The following is a 19,237-nucleotide window of genomic DNA, read 5'->3' as shown; positions in this document are numbered from 1 at the left end:
AATAAGAGAAAAATTTTTAGTACAATTTATTGATTTTATTTTTTGAAGTAAGATAATGAAAGTACTAATTGTGAAATTTTTCACAAATGCGTACAAAATGGCACAAATTAACAAATAAGAAAATATGTTTACAAAAGGAGAGCAAAATGACAACAGAAAGTCAAACGAAAATTGACTACTCAAAAGTTGATGAAATCATCAATGCTTATTCCGGTAAGAAATCGAACTTGATTGCGATGTTGCAAAAAGTTCAAGAAACTTACCGTTATTTGCCAATCGATGTAATGACTTACATCGGCACAAAAATCGAAGGACTATCACCAGCGACTGTATATGGAGTAGCTACTTTTTATGCACAGTTTAGCTTGGATCCAAAAGGCAAATATGAAATAAAAGTATGCGACGGAACTGCTTGCCATGTTAGAGGTTCAATGCCTGTTCTTAGAGCAATAACTACAAAATTGGGGCTTAAAGATGGTAAATTCACCACAGATAACGGCCTCTTTTCTTTGGAAACAGTTAGTTGTCTGGGTGCATGCGGATTGGCTCCTGTTGTTGTTATAAACGGAAAAGTTTATCCTCAAATGACAGCAGATGCAATAAATGTCGTTGTAGATACAATTATAAATGAAGAAAAAGAGGGCTAAAATGGAAAATACAATGAACATTAATATTTTAGACGAACAAAATAAAGCTAAAGAATCTATTAAAGCCCAAGGCTTGAGAGTATTGGTTTGTGCCGGTACAGGCTGCGTTGCAAACGGCTCTTTAGAAATTATAAAAAAGTTCAAAGAATTGGGGGCAGATGTTTCTCCTTTGAGTGATTTTGACAAGGTTACTATTGTTCCGACAGGCTGTCACGGATTTTGTGAACAAGGTGTGTTGGTTATTATTCCAGAACTTGATGTTACTTATGTGAAAGTTAAATTGGCTGATGTTGAAGAAATAATTGAAAGCCATATAAAAGACGGAAAACCTGTAGAAAGACTTTTGTATAAAGACCCTAAGTCAGGTGAACCTGTTTATAAAAATGAAGATATAAATTTCTATGCAAAACAAACAAGAACTTCACTTGCAAATTGCGGAAATATCAATGCTGAAGAACTATCAGAGGCTATTGCCGTAGGTGCATACGAAGGCTTGGCAAAAGTTCTAAAACAAAATGACCCAAATGCTGTAATCGATGAAATTGTAAAATCCGGTTTGCGTGGTAGAGGCGGCGGTGGCTTCCCTACAGGCATGAAGTGGAAGTTTACAGCTGCAAACAGAGGCGGAAAATCTTACGTAGTTTGTAACGGTGACGAAGGTGACCCGGGTGCATTCATGGATAGATCCGTTATGGAAGGTGACCCTCATAAACTATTAGAAGGTATTGCGATTGCAGGTTTTGCAGTTGGTGCTGATGAGGCTTATATATACGTTAGAGCTGAATATCCGTTGGCAATTAAACGTTTGAAAATCGCTATCGCTCAAGCTGAAGAAGCTCATTATTTGGGTTCAAAAGTTATGGGTACAGATTTTAATTTTGAAATTCACATCAAAGAAGGTGCAGGAGCATTCGTTTGTGGTGAAGAAACAGCCCTTATCGCTTCTATTGAAGGCGAAAGAGGTATGCCAAGACCAAAGCCGCCGTTCCCTGCTAATAAAGGTTTGTTCGGCAGACCTACTTTGATTAACAATGTAGAAACATTGGCTAATGTACCTGTTATCATTCGCAAAGGTGCTGATTGGTTCAGTTCTTTAGGTACTGAAAAATCCAAGGGTACAAAAACATTTGCGTTGACAGGCGAAGTCAACAATACAGGTCTTATTGAAGTTCCGATGGGAACAACTTTGAGAGAAATTGTATTTGATATCGGTGGCGGAATCAGAAACGGCAAAAAATTCAAAGCGGTTCAAATGGGCGGACCTTCAGGCGGTTGCTTGACGGAAGAACATTTGGATATGTCTATGGATTATGATTCATTGATTAAAGCAGGTGCAATGATTGGTTCAGGCGGACTTGTTGTTATGAATGAAGACACTTGTATCGTAGAAGTTGCAAGATTTTTCATGAACTTCACGCAAAATGAGTCTTGCGGAAAATGCGTTCCTTGTCGTGAAGGAACAAAAAATATGCTAAAAATTCTTGAAAAAATTGTTAAAGGTCAAGGCACGATGGAAGATCTTGATACCCTTGAAGAACTTGCAAAAGCTGTAAAAGACGGTTCACTTTGCGGTTTGGGTAAAACAGCTCCAAATCCTGTTTTGTCTACTCTTAAATATTTCAGAGATGAATATATAGCACATATTAAAGACAAAAAATGTCCTGCAGGTGTATGTTCAGCGTTGAAAACAATTGCTATTGATGAAGACCTTTGTAAAGGTTGTTCAAAATGTGCAAGAACTTGTCCTGTTGGTGCTATTTCAGGTCAAATTAAATCACCATTCAAGATTGATCAATCAAAATGTATTAAATGCGGTGCTTGCTTGAACAACTGCCCATTTAAAGCTATTAAACAAGTTTAAGAGAAAAGGGAACTTATAAAATGAGTACATTATTTATAAACGGAAAAGAAGTGGAGTTCACAGACGAACCCAACATCCTTGAAGTCATTAGAAAGACAGGCTTAAATTTACCTACTTTCTGCTATAGACCTGACTTGACACAATTCGGTGCTTGCAGAATGTGCGTTGTAGAAGTTGAATATCCAAACGGAAGAAAAATGATAAATTCTTCTTGCACAATGCCTCCTGAAGAAGGTATAAAAGTCTTTACACACACAGAAAAAATCAGAAGAATCAGAAAAACTGTTCTTGAATTGTTGTTGGCAAGCCACGACAGAGAATGTACTACTTGTGAAAAATCAGGCAGGTGTGAACTTCAAGAATACGCTGAAGAATACGGTATAAAAGACCTTAAATATTATCAAAAACCTAAATCAGAATATCTTCCAATAGATGATACAAACCCATCAATAGTTAGAGATCCAAATAAATGTATCCTTTGCGGTGCTTGCGTTAGAGCTTGCTCTGAATACCAAGGACACAGCGTTTTAGGGTTTGCAAACAGAGGTTCAAAAACAGTTGTTCAACCTATTGCAGGTAAACAATTGGCAGAAGTCGATTGTGTATTCTGTGGTCAATGTCAAGCAGTTTGCCCGACAGGTGCTTTGACAATTAAATCTGACATCGAAAATGTTTGGAATGAAATAAATAATCCGAACAAAAAAGTTGTAGTTCAAATCGCACCATCTGTCAGGGTTGCAGTTGGCGAAATGTTTGGACTTAAACCTGGAGAAAACACTATTGGTAAGTTATATGCTGCATTAAAGACAATCGGATTTGATCTTGTATTTGATACAAACTTCTCAGCTGACCTTACTATTATGGAAGAAGCTACTGAGTTTATCGGTCGCCTTACAGAAAATAAAAATCTTCCATTGTTTACATCTTGTTGTCCGGCTTGGGTTAGATATTTAGAAACTCAACATCCAGAGCTATTGAAACATTTATCAACTTGCAAATCACCTCAAGGTATGTTGTCACCTGTTATCAAGGAAATTTTGCCAAAATATAATGAAGGTGTTAATAAAGAAGATATTGTTGTTGTTTCAGTAATGCCTTGTACTGCAAAAAAAGCTGAAGCAAAGAGATATCAGTTGATGAAAGATATGAAACCTGAAACAGACTATGTTTTGACAACTCAAGAAATTGGGAAAATGATTAAAGGAGCAGGTATCAATCTTGCTAAACTTCAAGACGTTGAACCGGATTCTCCGTTTGGTGAATATACAGGTGCAGGTACTATTTTCGGTGCTTCAGGTGGTGTTGCAGAAGCAGCATTAAGAACAGCATACGAATTTGTTACAGGCGAGGAGCTAAAGGATGTTGACATTAAGGTTGTAAGAGGTGTTGATAAAGCTTCAAGAACTAAAGATGCCGAAGTCGATGTCAAAGGTACAAAAGTAAAAGTAAGAGTTGTTTCAACCTTGAAAGAAGCTGAAAAATCACTTCAAGAGTTGATAGCCGGCAAATCAGATTTCCATATTTTGGAAGTAATGGCATGCCCCGGAGGTTGTATCAATGGCGGCGGACAACCTAGAAGCTGCGATGATATTTCTATCAGAGAAGAAAGAGCAGAAGGTTTGTATAAAGAAGATAGAGAGCTTCCGTTAAGAAAATCTCATAAAAATCCAGCGATAATCAAACTTTATAAAGACCAACTTGAGAAACCAAATTCTCATATAGCTCATGATCTGTTACATACACACTATGAAGATATGTTCCAAGGTTCATATAAGGATTTAAAGTAATCCCATAGTAGTGGTTTATTCTGCATCAAACCATAAAGACCGTCAGGAATGGCGGTCTTTTATTTGTGCAAGAATTTTATGTTATAACTTTTACCTTATTGGGTATTGTGATATCATGGTTAAGCAATTTTAAAATTAAAACCCGGGGTATAAAATGAAAATGAGTAAAAAAGCATTCACGTTAGCAGAAGTGCTGATAACCCTTGTCATAATTGGCGTTATAGCGGCTATTACAATACCGTCGTTGTTGAATAATACAAATAAAGAAGAGTACAAAACAGCACTTAAAAAATCTGTTTCTACGTTGAATAATGCAATATCTATGGAGTATGCACATACGGGCAAAAACATTGAAGATTTTACGTCAGTTAACGACTTGCAGGAGAATTTATTTAAAAAGAGAATGAATGTAGTCAGTGTACCAACGGGTAATGAAACTCCCATACCCGAAGATGAATATAGTTTATTTGAAATGCCAGCTTATGCAGGAAGTGCTCCTAGCTCTATTCCTTCTGATGAGTTTATATATACTGCAGATGGAATCGGTTATTATGTTGAGCCAATGAGTGTTGGAGATTGCAAATATACATCTGAAATGTTAGATCCTCCTTGCTTTGGAGTTGTTGTTGATGTAAATGGTTCAAAAGGTCCCAACAAAATTACTACATTTGCGTATAGCGGCACTGTAGCAGGTTCAATTGCCTCTATTTTTGAACAGCCGGCATGGGCACTTATTTCTAGTTCTTCAAGTCTTGATTTAAAAGACCAAATTTCTGTTATTTATCTTTATGATAAAGTTGCGGTTCCAGACGGGCCAGCTTCAATTATTCTTCAAGGAAAAGATAGTGCAACAATAGGCAAATAATAATGTAAACAAAAGGCACTTGAAAAAGTGCCTTTTGTTTATTTTACTTTTTGGAAAATATAAATGTATTCGTGTTTGAAAATATAGAAGCCACCGCTTAGAGCTCTATAACGCCATAGATTGGCTGTTCTACCCTTACATTTTTCGTTGCCTTCAATATTTTTTACTATGATTGCTTTAGTTATGAAGCCAAGCTCATTCATTTTTCTTGAACAATCGGCTCCCAAGGGGTAGATTTGTGAGTTGGCATATTTGTCGCCGATAATTAAAGCTGCAAATCTTCCTTTTTCAAGTAAATCATAGCCGTTTTTAGCTACTTTCTCAAATAAATCATAAAATTCATCAGTTGTAGCACAGTTAGATAAATCCTCTTTTTTATCTGAAAATTTTATAATATCGTCATAAGGTGGGTGTAGAATTAAAAATTGAGCTTTATCTTTACCCATAACATCTAGTCTTGCTTGAACTTTCTCTTTTGCGTCAGAAGAAGCACTATCTGCACAAATCAGGTTTGTTTCAGTAACAAGTTCTTTTTGTGTAAATTTTTGTGAGACATGGTCAACCAATTCTTGTTTTAGTTCGACGCCTATACATCTACGTTTTATATTAAGAGCTTCAATGGCAGAAGTTCCGGAACCTAAAAATAAATCTAAAACGACATCCCCTTTTTTTGTATAACGTTCATATAGTTGTTGGGCTATTTGAGGTATGTAGTTTCCGTGATATTCATTAGAATGTTTACCGGTTTTGTCACGTGATGCGAACTCCCACCACGTATCAGTTTTTATGTGTGGATAATCTTTCCACTTATCTAATCTAATATCGCTATATGGCTTGGTTAATGATTTTTTCTTAGGAACGATTTTTAAATCAGGTCTTTGAAAATTTTCTTTAACCTTGTTATGACTCAAAGTTGGCATATCCCAATATCTCCCCTCTGTTTTTCTTAAGTATAAAGGGTAGTCCATGCTTTTAAATCATTACGATAGATGAAATTTTATTTATGTTTAACTTTTAATTTCGAGTTAAATTCTTGAACAGTCCAGTTTACAATATCGGTTGTAATACCTTTGTTAACTTTCAAAATAAGCATTCCTATTCCGCCATATGGATAAGTTTTTATATAATAGGGTCCTTGAGCAAATCTTTTTAAATAATAAGCTTGAGTTTGAGAGTATCTGTCTTTTGCACTAAGGGGAACGCAAATCGGAACGTTTCCAATATCTGCAAGGATTATGGGCGTGTATAAACCTTTAAATTTGGCAGAAGGAGATATCAAAACTAAAGCAATAGGTTTAGTTTTTAATTTGGAAGAAGCCAGAATGGCAGTGTTTGCACCTATGTCAGCTCCAACAATAGCCATGTTTGAAACTGAAATATTTTTGTAATTTTCACTTACATAAAGTAAAACGTCACATACATCAGAGGGATATTTTTTATAAGTCTTTTCAGACATATATCTCCAGTTTGTTTTTCTAAAGTTTGCGGTATAGATGCTTTTGCCGTGACCTCTGAAATCCATTTCTAACACGGCGAATCCTGCTTGATTAAATTTCGACTGTAAATCAATCCAGTATGCACTGGAATATCCTAGAGAATGTAATAAAACTACCAGCGGATATTTTTTTCGTTTTTCTTTAGGCATATACAATTTAGAAGTTAATAAGAAACCGTCTTTAGTTTCAACTTCAAGGTCGATAGAAGCTTTAGATACTTTTTTAGACAACGCAGCACCGAAAGCACAAGACGTTGTAAATATGCATACAACAATAAATATTATAAATTTTTTCATCTCATCGCCTTAATTTCCCCGACGGGGTAATCTCTAATAGTTTTTAATTTTACCTTTTACCTTTTTATTTGTTTTTTATCTGTATAAGAGCGTCAACAAGACAAGGGTCCCATTTGATTTGAGATTCTTGATGTATAACGTCTAAAGTTTCTTTAACACTTAATGCATCACGATAAGTTCGTTTTTCAAGTAAAGCACAGAAAGCGTCTGCAATTGCAACGATTCTTGAACCGAGAGGAATACTGTATCCGCTGAGTCCTTCGGGTTTACCTTTGCCGTCCCAACGTTCTTTATGGTAGTGAATATAAGGGACGACTTCAGATAAGAAGTTGATGCTCATAAGCAGATTAACACCGATATTGGGGTGGTTTTGAAGTTTTTCCCAATCTTCTCGAGATAACTTTTCTTTTTTGTTAAACAATTCTTGAGGAATTGTTATTTTGCCAATGTTACGCAAAAGAGCTGCATAATATATTAAATCTTTAGTTTTTTCGTTCAATCCGAGATGAGAGCAAATATCTCGAGCCAAGTCGGCAACTTCTTTAGAGTGATTTGCTTTGAAGTTGCTTTTAGCGTCAACAGCTTTAGCCATGTTTTCTACAAACATTTGTTGTTCGTCGCCCAAATCACCTATTACGGCAGTCAATTCTGCTCTATGGTGTTGCAATTGAGTTGTTGTAACTTCAGAGTTATTTATGAGAATTTCGGTTTCTTCTGTCAATTTTTGCAAAGCAAACGAAGTTGCAAAAAGTTTAGCTGTAACATGTACGAGTTCTACAAATTCTTTGTTCACTTTTTTATTAGAGTGATTTTGAATAACGATAACGCCGACATTTTCAAGGTTGCTATACATTGGAACGGCAACGCAGTAGTCAACTTTGTTTTCTTTTAATTTAAGGATAGGGGTATATTCTTTGCCTTTTCCGTAGCCAAAAGTTTCAATTATTTCATGGTCAGTGAACGCTTTTGTCACAAGGCTTTTATCGTTAAGAGAGTAGCCTATATTATGTGAGTAAATATCATCTCGGAAGTTCAAAGATGAACCGACAAGGACCAAGTCGTTATCAGCTTTATCAAGACCTTTAGCATATTCTTTAGCCAAGAAAATTTGGCATGCATCAACTTCAAGCATTTGTTTTATAGTTTTTGCGATTGAGTTGTAGATGACATAATCTTCTTTATCGGTAAAGCCTAAAATTTTCAAAGTATTGTCTATTGAATAAATAGAAGTCAATTCTTGTAATTGATTTTTAAGGCTTTCAATTTTATCGACGCTACCGCCTTTGCTTATTTTTTGAGCTAAATCATCAGAGATTAAATGTTCTGATAAAAAGTCGCCCAAATTCAAAGCAAAAATTTCTTCTAATGGGTCAGCATCCATGAAATCGGCACTGCGTGAAAACAGTGATACATTTTGTTCTGATTTTTCTTCCGTCATAGGTCTTCCTATTTCAATTTCTCTTTATTTTAAGGCATTTTTTCGTGTTTTTCAAAAGGTTTTTTTTTAGGAAAAAATCCTTACTTTGAGATTATCGGCAAATAAAAATAAAACTTTGATGCTTTTTACAAAAATTTATACTTTAGTTGTAGAAGTTTGATAGCAAAGTATGAGTTTAGGGCGTTAAATTAAGAAAGTTTAAGCAAATTAAAATTAGAAAACACATTGTAAACAAATGTAACAACATCGTCTTAAAACCTAAAGTTGATATTCAATAATGTCGAAATAATAAATGTAAGTAATAAGTACAAACAACAATAAGTAATAAATGGGATATGGCGAAAATGAGTCTTAACATTAACAACTACAATAGCTTGAATAATACATACGGTTTGACTTCTAAGAACCAAGGTATTGATACAAATGCAGTAAAAGATATCACAAGCCAAATCTTAGATAAAAACATTAAAACCGTTGATCTCGATTCAGTTGATCTTACAAAATTCAACAGAGCTCAATTAGGCTTAGACTTGTATAATTCAAGAACAAACATCGAAAAAGCAACTCAAGTTGCAGTTAGAAATGCAGGTTTGGATATCAACTTGAACCAAAATTTCATCGCTAACGTTCAATACTTGAATGCACAAGCAGCACAAGATTCAGTTAAAACAGCAAAACAAGTAGAAGGCAAAGTTGTACTTCCTGTTTCAGAAGCAACAGATGCTAACGTAAAAAACGTATTTGCAGTTCCTCAAGCAGCTCAACTTTTTGGAGCTCAAAACTTAAATAAAGATAAAAGAGGTTCAAACCCATTTTCATTCTACCAACCTGCAGCAAACAAAGAAGAAAAATCTGAAAAAGAACCTTTGAATATATTCGCATAATTTACAAAATGCTAATAAATTATGAATAAAAAGTATAAATTCTCACTTATTACTTATTATTACGGATGATTGTTTGATTATCCGTTTTTTCTTTTGAAATTGTCCTTGCTGACTGTGGCAAAAAGCCCTTTAGGGGGTTGAAACAAGTTCAGCATGCTGTAAAGGTTTTGATTTTTATTTACTGTTGATTATCTTTGTTTAAATATAACCACGTCTTGGATTATTTGCAGTTGAAAATCTTTCATTTTGCTTCATTAAATTGTTCACTGGGACGAGCTCGCTCACTTTCTCTCGACTCGGCTCTTGCTAAAATCCGGTCACTATTCTAAGTTCTTATCACAAGAGAAGCTCTTTTGTTTATCGTGACGCCATTTTCTACGGCTCGTAACTAGCCTTGAAAAGAAGGCAAAAAAAAGCCCTTTCTAATGAAAGGGTTTTGAATCTGTTTTGATTCCTCGTGTGTGTAAAAGTAAAGTGTAAGGTTAGTAAGTAGTGTGGAGTGTGTGTGGTTAAAAAATTTGTTTTAAAAAGCTTTTTGGCTTTTGTCTCTCTATTACTCCCTCTAATATGTTGTAGACTTAATCGATTTCATTCGTGGTTTTAAATTTTTGTTTTCTCTAATCTCTCGTGTGGTTAATTTCTCTCGTTCTCGAAACTCTCTCGTGGTGTGGGTTTGTGGTTCTCTCTTTTTTCATCTCTCGTACTTTAATAAAGTATTTTTATCTTTAAATATTGCTTTTTTATATTCATTTTATATACCCTTGTTACATTGCTTAACAATTACTTTTCAAATGTCAATCTTGATTAGCATCTTTTCTTGCTATAATGTTAATCTTTTTGACAAAAAGAATTAACCCAAAAACAATTTTAATCAGGAATAAATTCAAATAAATCCTGAGTCTTGCAGTTCAATTCATTACATATTTTATTTATTGTATCTAGACTAAAAATAGATATTTCTGCGTGATACATCTGTGAACCGTATTTTACTGAGTCCTGTAAGTCTGCAATGTTCAATCATTTTAATTCTGCGTTCGCCAAAAAGTTTTGATGAATTATTTTTAATCATTCAATAAGTATAAAAGAATTAGTTTTCACTTGACTTTAGTTTGAAATTATTGTAGAACGGTACAGAATCAATGCATTTTCATGCAATATATTTTAATAAATCTGAGATTTAGGAAACAAAAAATAATGAAAACAAAATCGGCGTTTACTCTGGCAGAAGTATTGATTACGCTCGTAATTATTGGTGTTATTGCAGCGATGACAATACCGTCGCTTTTGAATAAAACTAATGAGCAAGAAAGCGTAAGTGCTGTAAAGAAGGCTTATTCCACTTTATCGCAAGCCCACAATATGGTAATGTCGCAAGATGGCTTTGATCCAACTGATTATGCCTCTGATGCGGAATCCACAAAAGCATATGGTGACCTTGTTGTTAAATACCTCAATGTTGAGAAAAATTGTGGCATGACATCAGATGGTGACTGCTTTCCTGCTGTTACTTATAAGTACCTAAATGGTAATAATCATGGTAGTCTGAATTTAAGTTCTAGTTATTACAAAGTTCGGCTAAATGATAACATGTCGTTTAGTTTATACCTTTACTTTACATATGAGTATTTTGGAAGTACACCTGCTCTAAAAAATGTGTTTGGACTTATAGTAATAGACGTCAATGGTAACAAAGGTCCTAATACTTTCGGAAAAGATACGTTTAACTTTGAGCTGACTAAATATGGAGTTATGCCTGCTGGATCACCTAAAGATATAGGCGTTCCAATGACAGGTTGCAAAACAGATGGTGGTCCTTGCACTGCGTGGGTTATTTTGAAAGGTAATATGGATTATTTGAGACAAGATGTCAGCTGGTAGAGCAAACTATTGAGCGGCTAAAGCGAGTTTTACTCTTTCGATGCAGGCGTCTTTGCTTTGTTTCCATTCTCTGAAAGATATTCTTTCGATTTTCAGTCCCGAACGCTCTAATATAACGTGTTTTTTAATCTGAGTGTTATACATTTTGGGGTTATCTTCAACCCCGTCACATTCTACTAAAAGGATATTTTTCATAGGGTCAAATACTAACAAATCTGTGCTAAAACCAGCCATTTTGTAGCCTGCTTTAACGTTGTAGCCTTCTTCTTTGAGTTGAGTTGCGACTTCTTTTTCAAAATTATTTTTGTAAATATTGTCGTCAAGTTCATTGTCAAGAGCTGTTTCCAGCTTATTTTTGGCTTCATAGGCTTGAATATATTCAATGTAATCCTTTAAAAGACCTTGGGGCAAATCTTTAGGATTTTTTGATAAGAAACAGATGGTTTTGTTTTTTGCACGAGTAATTGCAACATTGAAAAGGTTTGGTTTTTGCAAGAATGTCAAACTTTGAGAGAAGCTGTTGTCTGCAACTGCCCAAGATAGTACCATAATGTCACGTTCATCACCTTGGAAGGTGTGGGCTGTACCGACTTCAATTTTGTGTTTACGGATTATTGAGTCAGAAAAAACTTGAGCCATTGCTTTTTTTATGAGTTCAACTTGTCCTCTGAATGGCGAAATTATACCGATAGTGGTTGGCTCATTGCCGGCTTCGATATTTTTTTTATCTTCGAGAATTATTTCGTGAACCCTTTTAATGATGGCTTCGGTTTCCGGTCTGTTTCTTGTTGCGTCGGAGTCGACTTTCCCATCTTGAACAAGACAAAGTTCCAGTACATCTTTTTTCTCAAAGTTTTTTGTCATGATACGCATTCTGTCGCCGTAGAATTCTCGGTTGCTGAACTCGATAATAGGTTCTAAACACCTGAAATGTTCATCTAAGAGGACTGGACTCATAGAGTAATAGTTTGCCAAATCAAACATTGAATTTGTTCTAAAACGCCACATTAACTGATATTTGTCAGGTATTTCATATTGGCTCAAGAATGATTGTTCTTTAGCTTTTTCCAAGAAGGATAGATGCGGAAGTTGCTTGTCGTCACCTACGATTACGGCTTTTTTTGAGCGGTAAAGTATCGGGAAACAGCTTGCGATATCACATTGAGAAGCTTCGTCGATTATTGCTACATCAAAAAGCCCCGGCTTCATCGGCAATGAACCTGAAACGGCGTAGGTAGTAACGCACCAGCAAGGAAAAGCTTCCAAAAGTGGTCTAAAATCTTCATCTTCAAGAAGTCTGTTTTGCAGATTTCTTTTCTTTTCAACTAAAGCTTTTGTGTGAACTATCAATCTTTGGCGTTTTACTTGGTCACGCAAAAGACCTTTAAGAGATTCTCTACGTTTGTTTTTGAGGATTTCAACGGCAAGAATTCTTTGTTTTTTCTTTAATGTTTTCATTTGCAAAATTAGTTGATGGAGATTGCCGATTTTAAATATTTTAGCTTCTATATTGCGGGCTTTTGCGGTCAATTCAGAAAGTTTGAGTTCATCTCTGAGTTTAGCAATATTCTCATAATCGGCGTGAAACAAAATTGGTTTTAATATTTTGTTCAATTTATGCGAATTTATTTGATTTGAAATGTTTGATAAAAAGCCTGTTTTCTCGAGATTTTTTTCTAAATTTTTCAAAACAGAATCAATAGCAATTATTTCATCACGTTTAAGATTTTTTGTGATGAAAGTGGGTTTGCCGAGCAATTTTGCCTCATTTTCTCTTTCAGATATCGCATTTTGCCATTCTTGTTCGAGCTTGATTATATTTTCACATTTATCTTCAATATCTTTTATGCTTTTTAGAAGCTTGTGCATATCAGATACGTCGACAAGAACAGCGTTTTCAAACCCCGAATCAAGGTCAACTTTGTTTGACAATAAATCTTGAAGCTCAAAAGAGAGTTGTTTTTGGTAGTTAGGGCGTCCGGCTCTTAGAGCCAAATAGGGTGCTCCAAGCTTGTTTAGACGGTCAGCTACTACGTCTGTTGCTTTGTCCATTCTGGAAGCTACAAGGACGGTTTTTCCTGTGGCAATTAAGTGTGCGACAAGATTAACAATGGTTTGTGATTTTCCTGTTCCAGGAGGTCCATAGACTGCAACAAGCGGATTTTCTTCGATTTTTTTTATAACTGCTTCTTGAGAGTCGCTCAAAGATAGTGGCGTAATAGCGGCAAAATCTTTAAGTTCTTTTTCTTTCTTCAGCTGTTTGTCGAGGTTTTTGCCTTTTGTAATAAGGTATTCCTCGTTTATCACGTTTAGTGCTGTTTCTCTAAATAAACCGCTTGGTTTTTCTGATATTTGAGTGAGTTCGTGTAAGACGCCCGCTGTAACGTCAGGGCGTTTTGTCAAGATAATAGCACTTTGATTTGTTATTGAAACTTTGTCAATCTTGACTTTTGTTTTTGGTCTATCTTCGCCTGTTATATCATCGAGATTGTCGTAATTCACTGTAACGTCAGGGTTTGAAGCTGATACGTTGTTTTCGAATTCATCATCTTCGTGAGTTAATTTTATTTCTATATCAGGAATTATTGACTTCAAAGTGGTCAAGAAAATTTGTAAACTTTCTTCTTTTAAAGGTAGCTCAGGGACAACTTCAAGCAGACCGTCCAGCATATGTTCCATTTCATCTTCGTCATCAGTTTTGTTCATCAAGGCGGTCAATGCTCCGGTGTTAAGCGACAAAACTTCATCTTGAAGTGTGCAATTTATGTTCATTCCGTCACGTTCAAGTTTGCAGGGCATGTATAACAATGGAGTTAGAAATTCGTTTAGACGTTTGTTTTTGCCACTTTTGCCGACTAAAAACAAGTAGCCGTAAATCAAATATTTGTCTTTTTGACTCATTTCTGTCTGAATCATAAGTTCAGTCAAATAGCTGTCAGAGCCGTCAAGCCGTAAAGGTTCGCCAAAGTTTGTGAACAATTTTTCATCTGATAAAAGGGACAATTCTTGTGAGTCATTTTTGTCGATAACAGAATCGTAATTATTCAAAAATATCCACTTGTTGTCTTTATCTTGTTTTAGGTTGCGGAAGGTGGAGCTTTTGACTTCTTCCCTGACGCAATCGTGAAGATATAGACTTAATCTTTTGATAAAACTGTTGTGGAACGCTGAGTTCAATATTTTTGTTGCTTCTTGGAGCATAAAACCCTCTTACTGTGTAAATTGTGAAACTTTTTAAATAAAAGCACAATTTTTCAAAATAACCTTTACATAATAATTCTACTATTTATTCAAAGATATAATAGGGCTTTTTGAATGATTTATTGTTTTGTTATTTTAAAATGAATGATAACTCCAATCTTTGACAGAGCGTGGAAAATCTTTAAAAAGTGGGTATTATATATTTACAAGGATTAATATAGAGATATGAAAAATAGAAAAGCGTTTACACTTGCAGAAGTTTTGATTACGCTGGTTATAATTGGCGTAATAGCAGCGATGACAATTCCGTCGTTGTTGAATAATACAAACAAGCAGGAAACAATAACCTCCCTTAAAAAATCATATTCTGTCTTGAGCCAAGCTCTTTTGCAACACTATGCATTGACAGGCGAGAGTTATGAAGAGGCTCAAGACAATTGTGAGAATGATGTAGATTGTATTTATGAAGAATTTTTTGCTAAAAGGATGAATGTAGTTTCCTCTACATTGAGTCCTGTTGCATACAGTGGTGGTGGTGATTTGACTTTTTACACTGCAGATGGTATGGCATATTCATTTGATAAATATACAAGTGAGATTTTTGTTGATCTAAATGGTGACAAAGGACCGAATACAAGAACTTCTTATCGTTTAAATGGCAATGCCGACATAAAAGACGGATATCGTTTTATTGTTAAAGATAAGCAAGATTCGAACTGGAACAAAATCGGAGAATATGTATATCCTGCTTGTCCAACTAATTTTGTTTTGGATGGGTTAAAATGTCTTGATTCGGAATATGGTTGCACCTGTCCGATGTAGAATTGCTTACCACTTTTTAAAAACAAAAAATACGGCACCTATAATAAAGAGAAATCCTACGATATAGTTCCATTTGAGCTCCTCTTTGAGGTAAAAAACAGAAAAGATACAAAAGACAACAAGCGTTATGACTTCTTGCATGGTTTTTAGTTGTGCTGTGTCGTAAACCATTCTACCTATTCTGTTTGCAGGGACTTGGAAACAATATTCGAAAAATGCAATTCCCCAACTAACAAGGATTACAATCCATAATGCAGAACTTCTGTGTTTTAAATGTCCGTACCAGGCAAATGTCATAAATATATTAGAAATTGTCAACAAAATTATAGGCGTAAAGCTTCGCAACATTGTTTTTTCTTCCACAAAACTGTTTCCGATAGAATTTTAACATGAAAGCGGTTTTTGTTTTTATTTGTTCAAATATATTTCAAGCTAAAAATGAATAATGTTTTTTTGTAAAGTATAGCCACTTAGGTTAGATTAAAATTCTTGTTTTTGGTAAAATAGCCCTGTAAAAGTACAAAAAACAGGGGATAATGATGAAAAATAAGAAAATTCTGTTTTGGGCAATTATGGGACTTGTCGCAGTTTGTTTGACAATCATTGCAATAAAGCCTACAAAATTAGGTCTTGACTTGGTTGGCGGTTCCAGATTGGTGCTGGAAGCTCAAACTACAGCTACAATTCCTGAAATCAAACAAGATATGATGGATAGCTTGAAGTTTGCTATAGAAAACAGAGTTAATGCTTTGGGCGTTTCTGAAACTGTAGTTCAACAAACAGGAGAAAAAAGATTATTAATTGAAATTCCTGATATTTCAGATCCTGCTAAAGCTAAAGAATTTATTGGAGATACGGCTGAATTAGAATTCAAAAAACCAGTTACCGTACAAGGCGGAAACGAAGGTTGGGCTTCTACGGGGTTGACAGGTAAAGATTTGAGAAAAGCAGCTGTTGCTACAGACCAAACTGGTCAATATGTTGTAAGCTTAGAGTTTAATGACGCAGGAACAAAAAAATTCGGCGATTTGACAACTCAACTCGTTGGGAAACAAATGGCTATATTCTTCAATAATGAACTTCAATCAGCTCCTGTTATAAACGAAAGAATATTAGGCGGCAGAGCTCAAATTTCAGGCGGTTCCGCTGGTTTTGCTTATGAAGAAGCTAAAAAAATGGTTGACCTTTTGAACGCAGGTGCTCTTCCTATCCCTGCAAAAATCATTGAAGAAAATACTGTAGGTCCTACTCTTGGTGCTGATAGTATTGCAAAGAGTAAATTGGCAGGCATGATTGGGCTTGGTGCAGTTATGATTTTCATGATTATGTACTATAGAGTCCCTGGATTTATTGCCGATATTGCGTTGATAATATATTCAATAATTGTATTTGCTATCTTTAAGATTATTCCTGTAACTCTTACTTTAGCAGGTATTGCAGGTTTTATCTTGAGTATAGGTATGGCGGTCGATGCCAATATCTTGATTTTCGAAAGAACAAAAGAAGAATTAAAGTCTGGTAGAACCTTGTTTACAGCTATTAATACAGGTTTCGACAGAGCTTTTACAAGTATTTTTGACTCTAATATGACAACGATTATTACTTGCGTAATTTTGTATATGCTAGGTTCAAGTATAGTTAAAGGTTTTGCTTTAACCTTGTTAATTGGTGTTTTGGTGAGTATGTTCAGTGCAATCACAGTTACTAAAAACTTTATGCACTTGTTGTTCGGTACAGGACAGTTGAAACACCCCGGTTGGTTTGGCTTGAAAGAAAGCGATATTAATACTGCTTATGAGGCTTCTGAAACCAAAAAAGAAAAAGCAAGATTCGGTATTTTGGACTAGGTTTGAAAATTCAATTTAAAGGAGATAAAAATGGCTAATACGCTGTTAAATTCAAAAAAAATAATAGATGTTGTCAAATATAGATGGGTTTGGGTTTCCCTTTCAGCATTGTTAATCATACCTGGTATTGTGGCAATGATATATTCAATGATGACTTATCCGACCCATATGCCACTTAGAGTCGGTATTGACTTTACAGGTGGTACAATTGTTCAATATTCAGTTGACAAAGCAGTCGATAATGCCAAAATGGCAGATATTAGAACAAAGTTAGAAAAAACAGGAATTAAAAACCCTGTAATTCAAGTCTTGACGGCTTCTGCTGTAGGCTCAAAGCATAACGAGTTCAATAATATTTTGTCAGTAAGAACTCAATTCGCTTCAGAAAAAAATGATAAAGCAATGGCAAATGTTTCATCAGTTGTGATGAAGGATTTCCCTAAAGCAAAATTGGTACAAGTAAGTTCAGTCGGACCGACTTTAGGGGCCGAGCTCTTTAAAAATTCTATGGTAGCGTTGCTTTTGGCCTTTACTGCTATAGTCGCTTATTTGGGCTTTAGATTCCGTATTGAATATGGCGTAATCGCAATTTTGGCGTTGGTTCATGATGCGTTGTTTATTGTAGGTGCTTTCTCTATTTTGGGATTGCTATGTGGAGTTCAAATAGATGCTTTGTTTATAACGGCAATTCTTACGGTCATAGGCTTTTCCGTCCATGACACCATTGTTGTTTTTGACAGAGTCAGAGAAAACGCAAAATTCTTGGCTAAAAAAGCTACTTATGGAGAAATCGTTAATGCCAGTGTAAATCAAACTTTAGCAAGAAGTATCAATACTTCATTAACTACATTGATTACGTTAGCTGCTTTGTATTTCTTTGGTGGTGTAACAACTAAAGATTTTGTATTGGCTATGATGCTCGGAATTGCAATCGGTACTTATTCAAGTATTTTCTTTGCAAGTATGGCTTTAGCTTGGTATCATGAAAAAGTAGATAAAAAGGCTTAAAATAATTATGCAAGATATTTCTCTCGCACAGTATATTTCAAAACAAAGAGAAAAAGTTGGACTTTCACAGACAGGGTTGTCTAAGAAGTCCAACCTTCCTTTGTCTGTTATTGAAGATATTGAATCAGGCAAGGAACTTTTTTTGCCATCTACACACCGTCAGCAGCTTGCAAAAGGCTTGAAGTTGTTGCCAATGGATATTAAAAAATATGAAAAAGTTATAGACTCAAGTTTTGATACCGATATGGAATTGGTTGAGTTTATGCGTAGAGCAATTTTGGGGGGAGAAACCGATGAATTGAGATGTCCTATTTGCGGCTCAGAGTTGACTACAAAGATTGTAAAGATGTATGATTTGGAGGATAATTTGGTTTTGCACCCAAAAGCAAATTGTAAGAAATGTCCATTCCAAATAAAATAGATTGCACATTAAGAATTAAAAAAACGAGGTTTGTTGTTTCAAACCTCGTTTTTTTATAGTTATTATATTTAATGTGTTTCACCACTCATTGGTTCAGCCGGACTACCGGGCATATTAGGAGGTTGGACTCCATCTGCAGGCATTCCTGCAGGTGTTGGATTAGCAGCACCGTCAGTGGGGGTTGCCCCTTGTGCTTTTGCTTTTGTAGGATTATTCTTCACAGAATATAAATTGATAGAAACTCTTGCCACCAGATATTTTTTGTTAGCTTCATAAGGTATAATAGTTATGTTTGATACATTAACGAAATAAGGGTACATATAAACATCTTTAAAGAAGTTTTGAATTTGAGAATAAGTACCAATCAAGCTAATTCTAATTTCGCAGACATTATGAGTGTTTGAAAAGTTTTTATAAATTAAATCTTGTTCAGGGTTTATAACGTATTCGATAGAACGTAATAAAAGCCCGTCAACTTTGATAAAATCAACAATATCTTCAAACATTCCGCCAAAAGAGGCAATTGAGTCATCAGGTGCTGATGATTGTTTAAAGAATGGACGCAAAGCTTCTTGTTGTTTGCTCATTTTGGTATTAGCTTCTTCTATAGATTTAACTTGAGTGGTCAAATCTGTAATAGAAGTAACTTTTTCATTTTTAGCTGACAAGTCATTTCTAAAATCGCCGATAATGCCCGAAACTTGTTTTATTCCGAAAATTACAAGCAATAATAAAACTATAGCACCTAATATTAATTCCCTTACGTTATTCACTGATTAGTCCTTT

General features: G+C 35.1%; 17 protein-coding genes. 10 read left to right on the top strand and 7 right to left on the bottom strand.

Features of this window, described 5'->3' with window-relative positions:
• Positions 1 to 146 precede the first annotated feature (146 nt).
• The 4 genes from PHV37_08680 (at position 147) to PHV37_08665 (ending at position 5,160) form a co-directional block, all read left to right on the top strand.
• Entirely contained in the window at positions 147 to 647 is a 501-nt protein-coding gene (locus PHV37_08680) for an NAD(P)H-dependent oxidoreductase subunit E (GenBank protein ID MDD3238154.1), read from the top strand.
• 13 nt (positions 648 to 660) lie between these two features.
• The gene (gene nuoF, locus PHV37_08675; protein MDD3238153.1) at positions 661 to 2,508 is read left to right on the top strand and encodes an NADH-quinone oxidoreductase subunit NuoF; all 1,848 of its coding nucleotides are present in this window, start codon (positions 661 to 663) and stop codon (positions 2,506 to 2,508) included.
• A 20-nt stretch (positions 2,509 to 2,528) separates the two neighbouring features.
• Positions 2,529 to 4,295, top strand: a complete 1,767-nt coding sequence (locus PHV37_08670; protein ID MDD3238152.1) for an NADH-dependent [FeFe] hydrogenase, group A6 — start codon at positions 2,529 to 2,531, stop codon at positions 4,293 to 4,295.
• Between the two features lie 160 nt (positions 4,296 to 4,455).
• Complete coding sequence (locus PHV37_08665) at positions 4,456 to 5,160, top strand: prepilin-type N-terminal cleavage/methylation domain-containing protein (protein ID MDD3238151.1); 705 nt, start codon at positions 4,456 to 4,458, stop codon at positions 5,158 to 5,160.
• 38 nt (positions 5,161 to 5,198) lie between these two features.
• Here PHV37_08665 and PHV37_08660 read toward each other — a convergent pair whose 3' ends face one another.
• The 3 genes from PHV37_08660 to PHV37_08650 all read right to left on the bottom strand — a co-directional run bounded on the left by PHV37_08660 (position 5,199) and on the right by PHV37_08650 (position 8,390).
• Positions 5,199 to 6,128 (bottom strand): DNA methyltransferase, encoded by a 930-nt coding sequence (locus tag PHV37_08660; GenBank protein MDD3238150.1) that lies wholly within the window; start codon positions 6,126 to 6,128, stop codon positions 5,199 to 5,201.
• Positions 6,129 to 6,157: 29 nt separating this feature from the next.
• Positions 6,158 to 6,952 (bottom strand): alpha/beta fold hydrolase, encoded by a 795-nt coding sequence (locus tag PHV37_08655; protein MDD3238149.1) that lies wholly within the window; start codon positions 6,950 to 6,952, stop codon positions 6,158 to 6,160.
• A 64-nt stretch (positions 6,953 to 7,016) separates the two neighbouring features.
• The gene (locus PHV37_08650; protein MDD3238148.1) at positions 7,017 to 8,390 is read right to left on the bottom strand and encodes an HD domain-containing protein; all 1,374 of its coding nucleotides are present in this window, start codon (positions 8,388 to 8,390) and stop codon (positions 7,017 to 7,019) included.
• A gap of 335 nt (positions 8,391 to 8,725) precedes the next feature.
• On the opposite strand from PHV37_08650, the gene PHV37_08645 reads away from it, so the two are divergent.
• Complete coding sequence (locus PHV37_08645; GenBank protein ID MDD3238147.1) at positions 8,726 to 9,274, top strand: hypothetical protein; 549 nt, start codon at positions 8,726 to 8,728, stop codon at positions 9,272 to 9,274.
• Positions 9,275 to 10,217: 943 nt separating this feature from the next.
• On the opposite strand, the gene PHV37_08640 is transcribed toward PHV37_08645, so the two are convergent.
• Positions 10,218 to 10,343 carry a hypothetical protein gene (locus PHV37_08640; GenBank protein MDD3238146.1) on the bottom strand — a complete coding sequence of 42 codons (126 nt, stop codon included), beginning with the start codon at positions 10,341 to 10,343 and terminating at the stop codon, positions 10,218 to 10,220.
• A 125-nt stretch (positions 10,344 to 10,468) separates the two neighbouring features.
• Between PHV37_08640 and PHV37_08635 the strand changes: the two genes are divergently transcribed.
• Positions 10,469 to 11,152, top strand: coding sequence for a type II secretion system protein (locus PHV37_08635; protein MDD3238145.1), 684 nt, complete (start codon positions 10,469 to 10,471; stop codon positions 11,150 to 11,152).
• 6 nt (positions 11,153 to 11,158) lie between these two features.
• Here PHV37_08635 and PHV37_08630 read toward each other — a convergent pair whose 3' ends face one another.
• Positions 11,159 to 14,353, bottom strand: coding sequence for an AAA domain-containing protein (locus tag PHV37_08630; protein MDD3238144.1), 3,195 nt, complete (start codon positions 14,351 to 14,353; stop codon positions 11,159 to 11,161).
• Between the two features lie 225 nt (positions 14,354 to 14,578).
• Between PHV37_08630 and PHV37_08625 the strand changes: the two genes are divergently transcribed.
• On the top strand, positions 14,579 to 15,175 hold the full coding sequence (locus PHV37_08625) for a type II secretion system protein (protein MDD3238143.1): 597 nt from the start codon (positions 14,579 to 14,581) through the stop codon (positions 15,173 to 15,175).
• A gap of 6 nt (positions 15,176 to 15,181) precedes the next feature.
• Here the strand turns inward: PHV37_08625 and PHV37_08620 are convergent, their stop codons facing one another.
• Positions 15,182 to 15,538, bottom strand: coding sequence for a DMT family protein (locus PHV37_08620; GenBank protein ID MDD3238142.1), 357 nt, complete (start codon positions 15,536 to 15,538; stop codon positions 15,182 to 15,184).
• Between the two features lie 173 nt (positions 15,539 to 15,711).
• Here PHV37_08620 and secD point away from each other — a divergent pair, with 173 nt between their 5' ends.
• Genes secD through PHV37_08605 form a run of 3 tightly spaced genes read left to right on the top strand, consistent with a single transcriptional unit; the run spans position 15,712 to position 18,451 of the window.
• Positions 15,712 to 17,022 (top strand): protein translocase subunit SecD, encoded by a 1,311-nt coding sequence (gene secD / locus PHV37_08615; protein MDD3238141.1) that lies wholly within the window; start codon positions 15,712 to 15,714, stop codon positions 17,020 to 17,022.
• A gap of 30 nt (positions 17,023 to 17,052) precedes the next feature.
• Positions 17,053 to 18,030: a protein translocase subunit SecF gene (gene secF / locus PHV37_08610; GenBank protein MDD3238140.1), complete on the top strand. Its 978-nt coding sequence runs from the start codon at positions 17,053 to 17,055 to the stop codon at positions 18,028 to 18,030.
• A gap of 7 nt (positions 18,031 to 18,037) precedes the next feature.
• A complete protein-coding gene (locus tag PHV37_08605; GenBank protein ID MDD3238139.1) occupies positions 18,038 to 18,451 on the top strand; it encodes a hypothetical protein in 414 nt (137 codons plus the stop codon).
• 68 nt (positions 18,452 to 18,519) lie between these two features.
• On the opposite strand, the gene PHV37_08600 is transcribed toward PHV37_08605, so the two are convergent.
• Complete coding sequence (locus PHV37_08600) at positions 18,520 to 19,224, bottom strand: hypothetical protein (GenBank protein ID MDD3238138.1); 705 nt, start codon at positions 19,222 to 19,224, stop codon at positions 18,520 to 18,522.
• Between the last annotated feature and the right edge of the window lie 13 nt (positions 19,225 to 19,237).

It is taken from the genome of Candidatus Gastranaerophilales bacterium, assembly GCA_028693235.1.
GTDB lineage: Bacteria > Cyanobacteriota > Vampirovibrionia > Gastranaerophilales > Gastranaerophilaceae > JAQUVW01.
The sequence above is the reverse complement of the archived record's forward strand: the minus strand, read 5'-3'. Positions and strand labels throughout refer to the sequence as shown.

Coding starts and splice junctions, on each gene's coding strand:
- PHV37_08680 (MDD3238154.1), top strand. CDS start 147: ATGACAACAGAAAGTCAAACGAAAATTGACTACTCAAAAGTTGATGAA.
- nuoF (MDD3238153.1), top strand. CDS start 661: ATGAACATTAATATTTTAGACGAACAAAATAAAGCTAAAGAATCTATT.
- PHV37_08670 (MDD3238152.1), top strand. CDS start 2,529: ATGAGTACATTATTTATAAACGGAAAAGAAGTGGAGTTCACAGACGAA.
- PHV37_08665 (MDD3238151.1), top strand. CDS start 4,456: ATGAGTAAAAAAGCATTCACGTTAGCAGAAGTGCTGATAACCCTTGTC.
- PHV37_08660 (MDD3238150.1), bottom strand. CDS start 6,128: ATGGACTACCCTTTATACTTAAGAAAAACAGAGGGGAGATATTGGGAT.
- PHV37_08655 (MDD3238149.1), bottom strand. CDS start 6,952: ATGAAAAAATTTATAATATTTATTGTTGTATGCATATTTACAACGTCT.
- PHV37_08650 (MDD3238148.1), bottom strand. CDS start 8,390: ATGACGGAAGAAAAATCAGAACAAAATGTATCACTGTTTTCACGCAGT.
- PHV37_08645 (MDD3238147.1), top strand. CDS start 8,726: ATGGCGAAAATGAGTCTTAACATTAACAACTACAATAGCTTGAATAAT.
- PHV37_08640 (MDD3238146.1), bottom strand. CDS start 10,343: ATGATTAAAAATAATTCATCAAAACTTTTTGGCGAACGCAGAATTAAA.
- PHV37_08635 (MDD3238145.1), top strand. CDS start 10,469: ATGAAAACAAAATCGGCGTTTACTCTGGCAGAAGTATTGATTACGCTC.
- PHV37_08630 (MDD3238144.1), bottom strand. CDS start 14,353: ATGCTCCAAGAAGCAACAAAAATATTGAACTCAGCGTTCCACAACAGT.
- PHV37_08625 (MDD3238143.1), top strand. CDS start 14,579: ATGAAAAATAGAAAAGCGTTTACACTTGCAGAAGTTTTGATTACGCTG.
- secD (MDD3238141.1), top strand. CDS start 15,712: ATGATGAAAAATAAGAAAATTCTGTTTTGGGCAATTATGGGACTTGTC.
- secF (MDD3238140.1), top strand. CDS start 17,053: ATGGCTAATACGCTGTTAAATTCAAAAAAAATAATAGATGTTGTCAAA.
- PHV37_08605 (MDD3238139.1), top strand. CDS start 18,038: ATGCAAGATATTTCTCTCGCACAGTATATTTCAAAACAAAGAGAAAAA.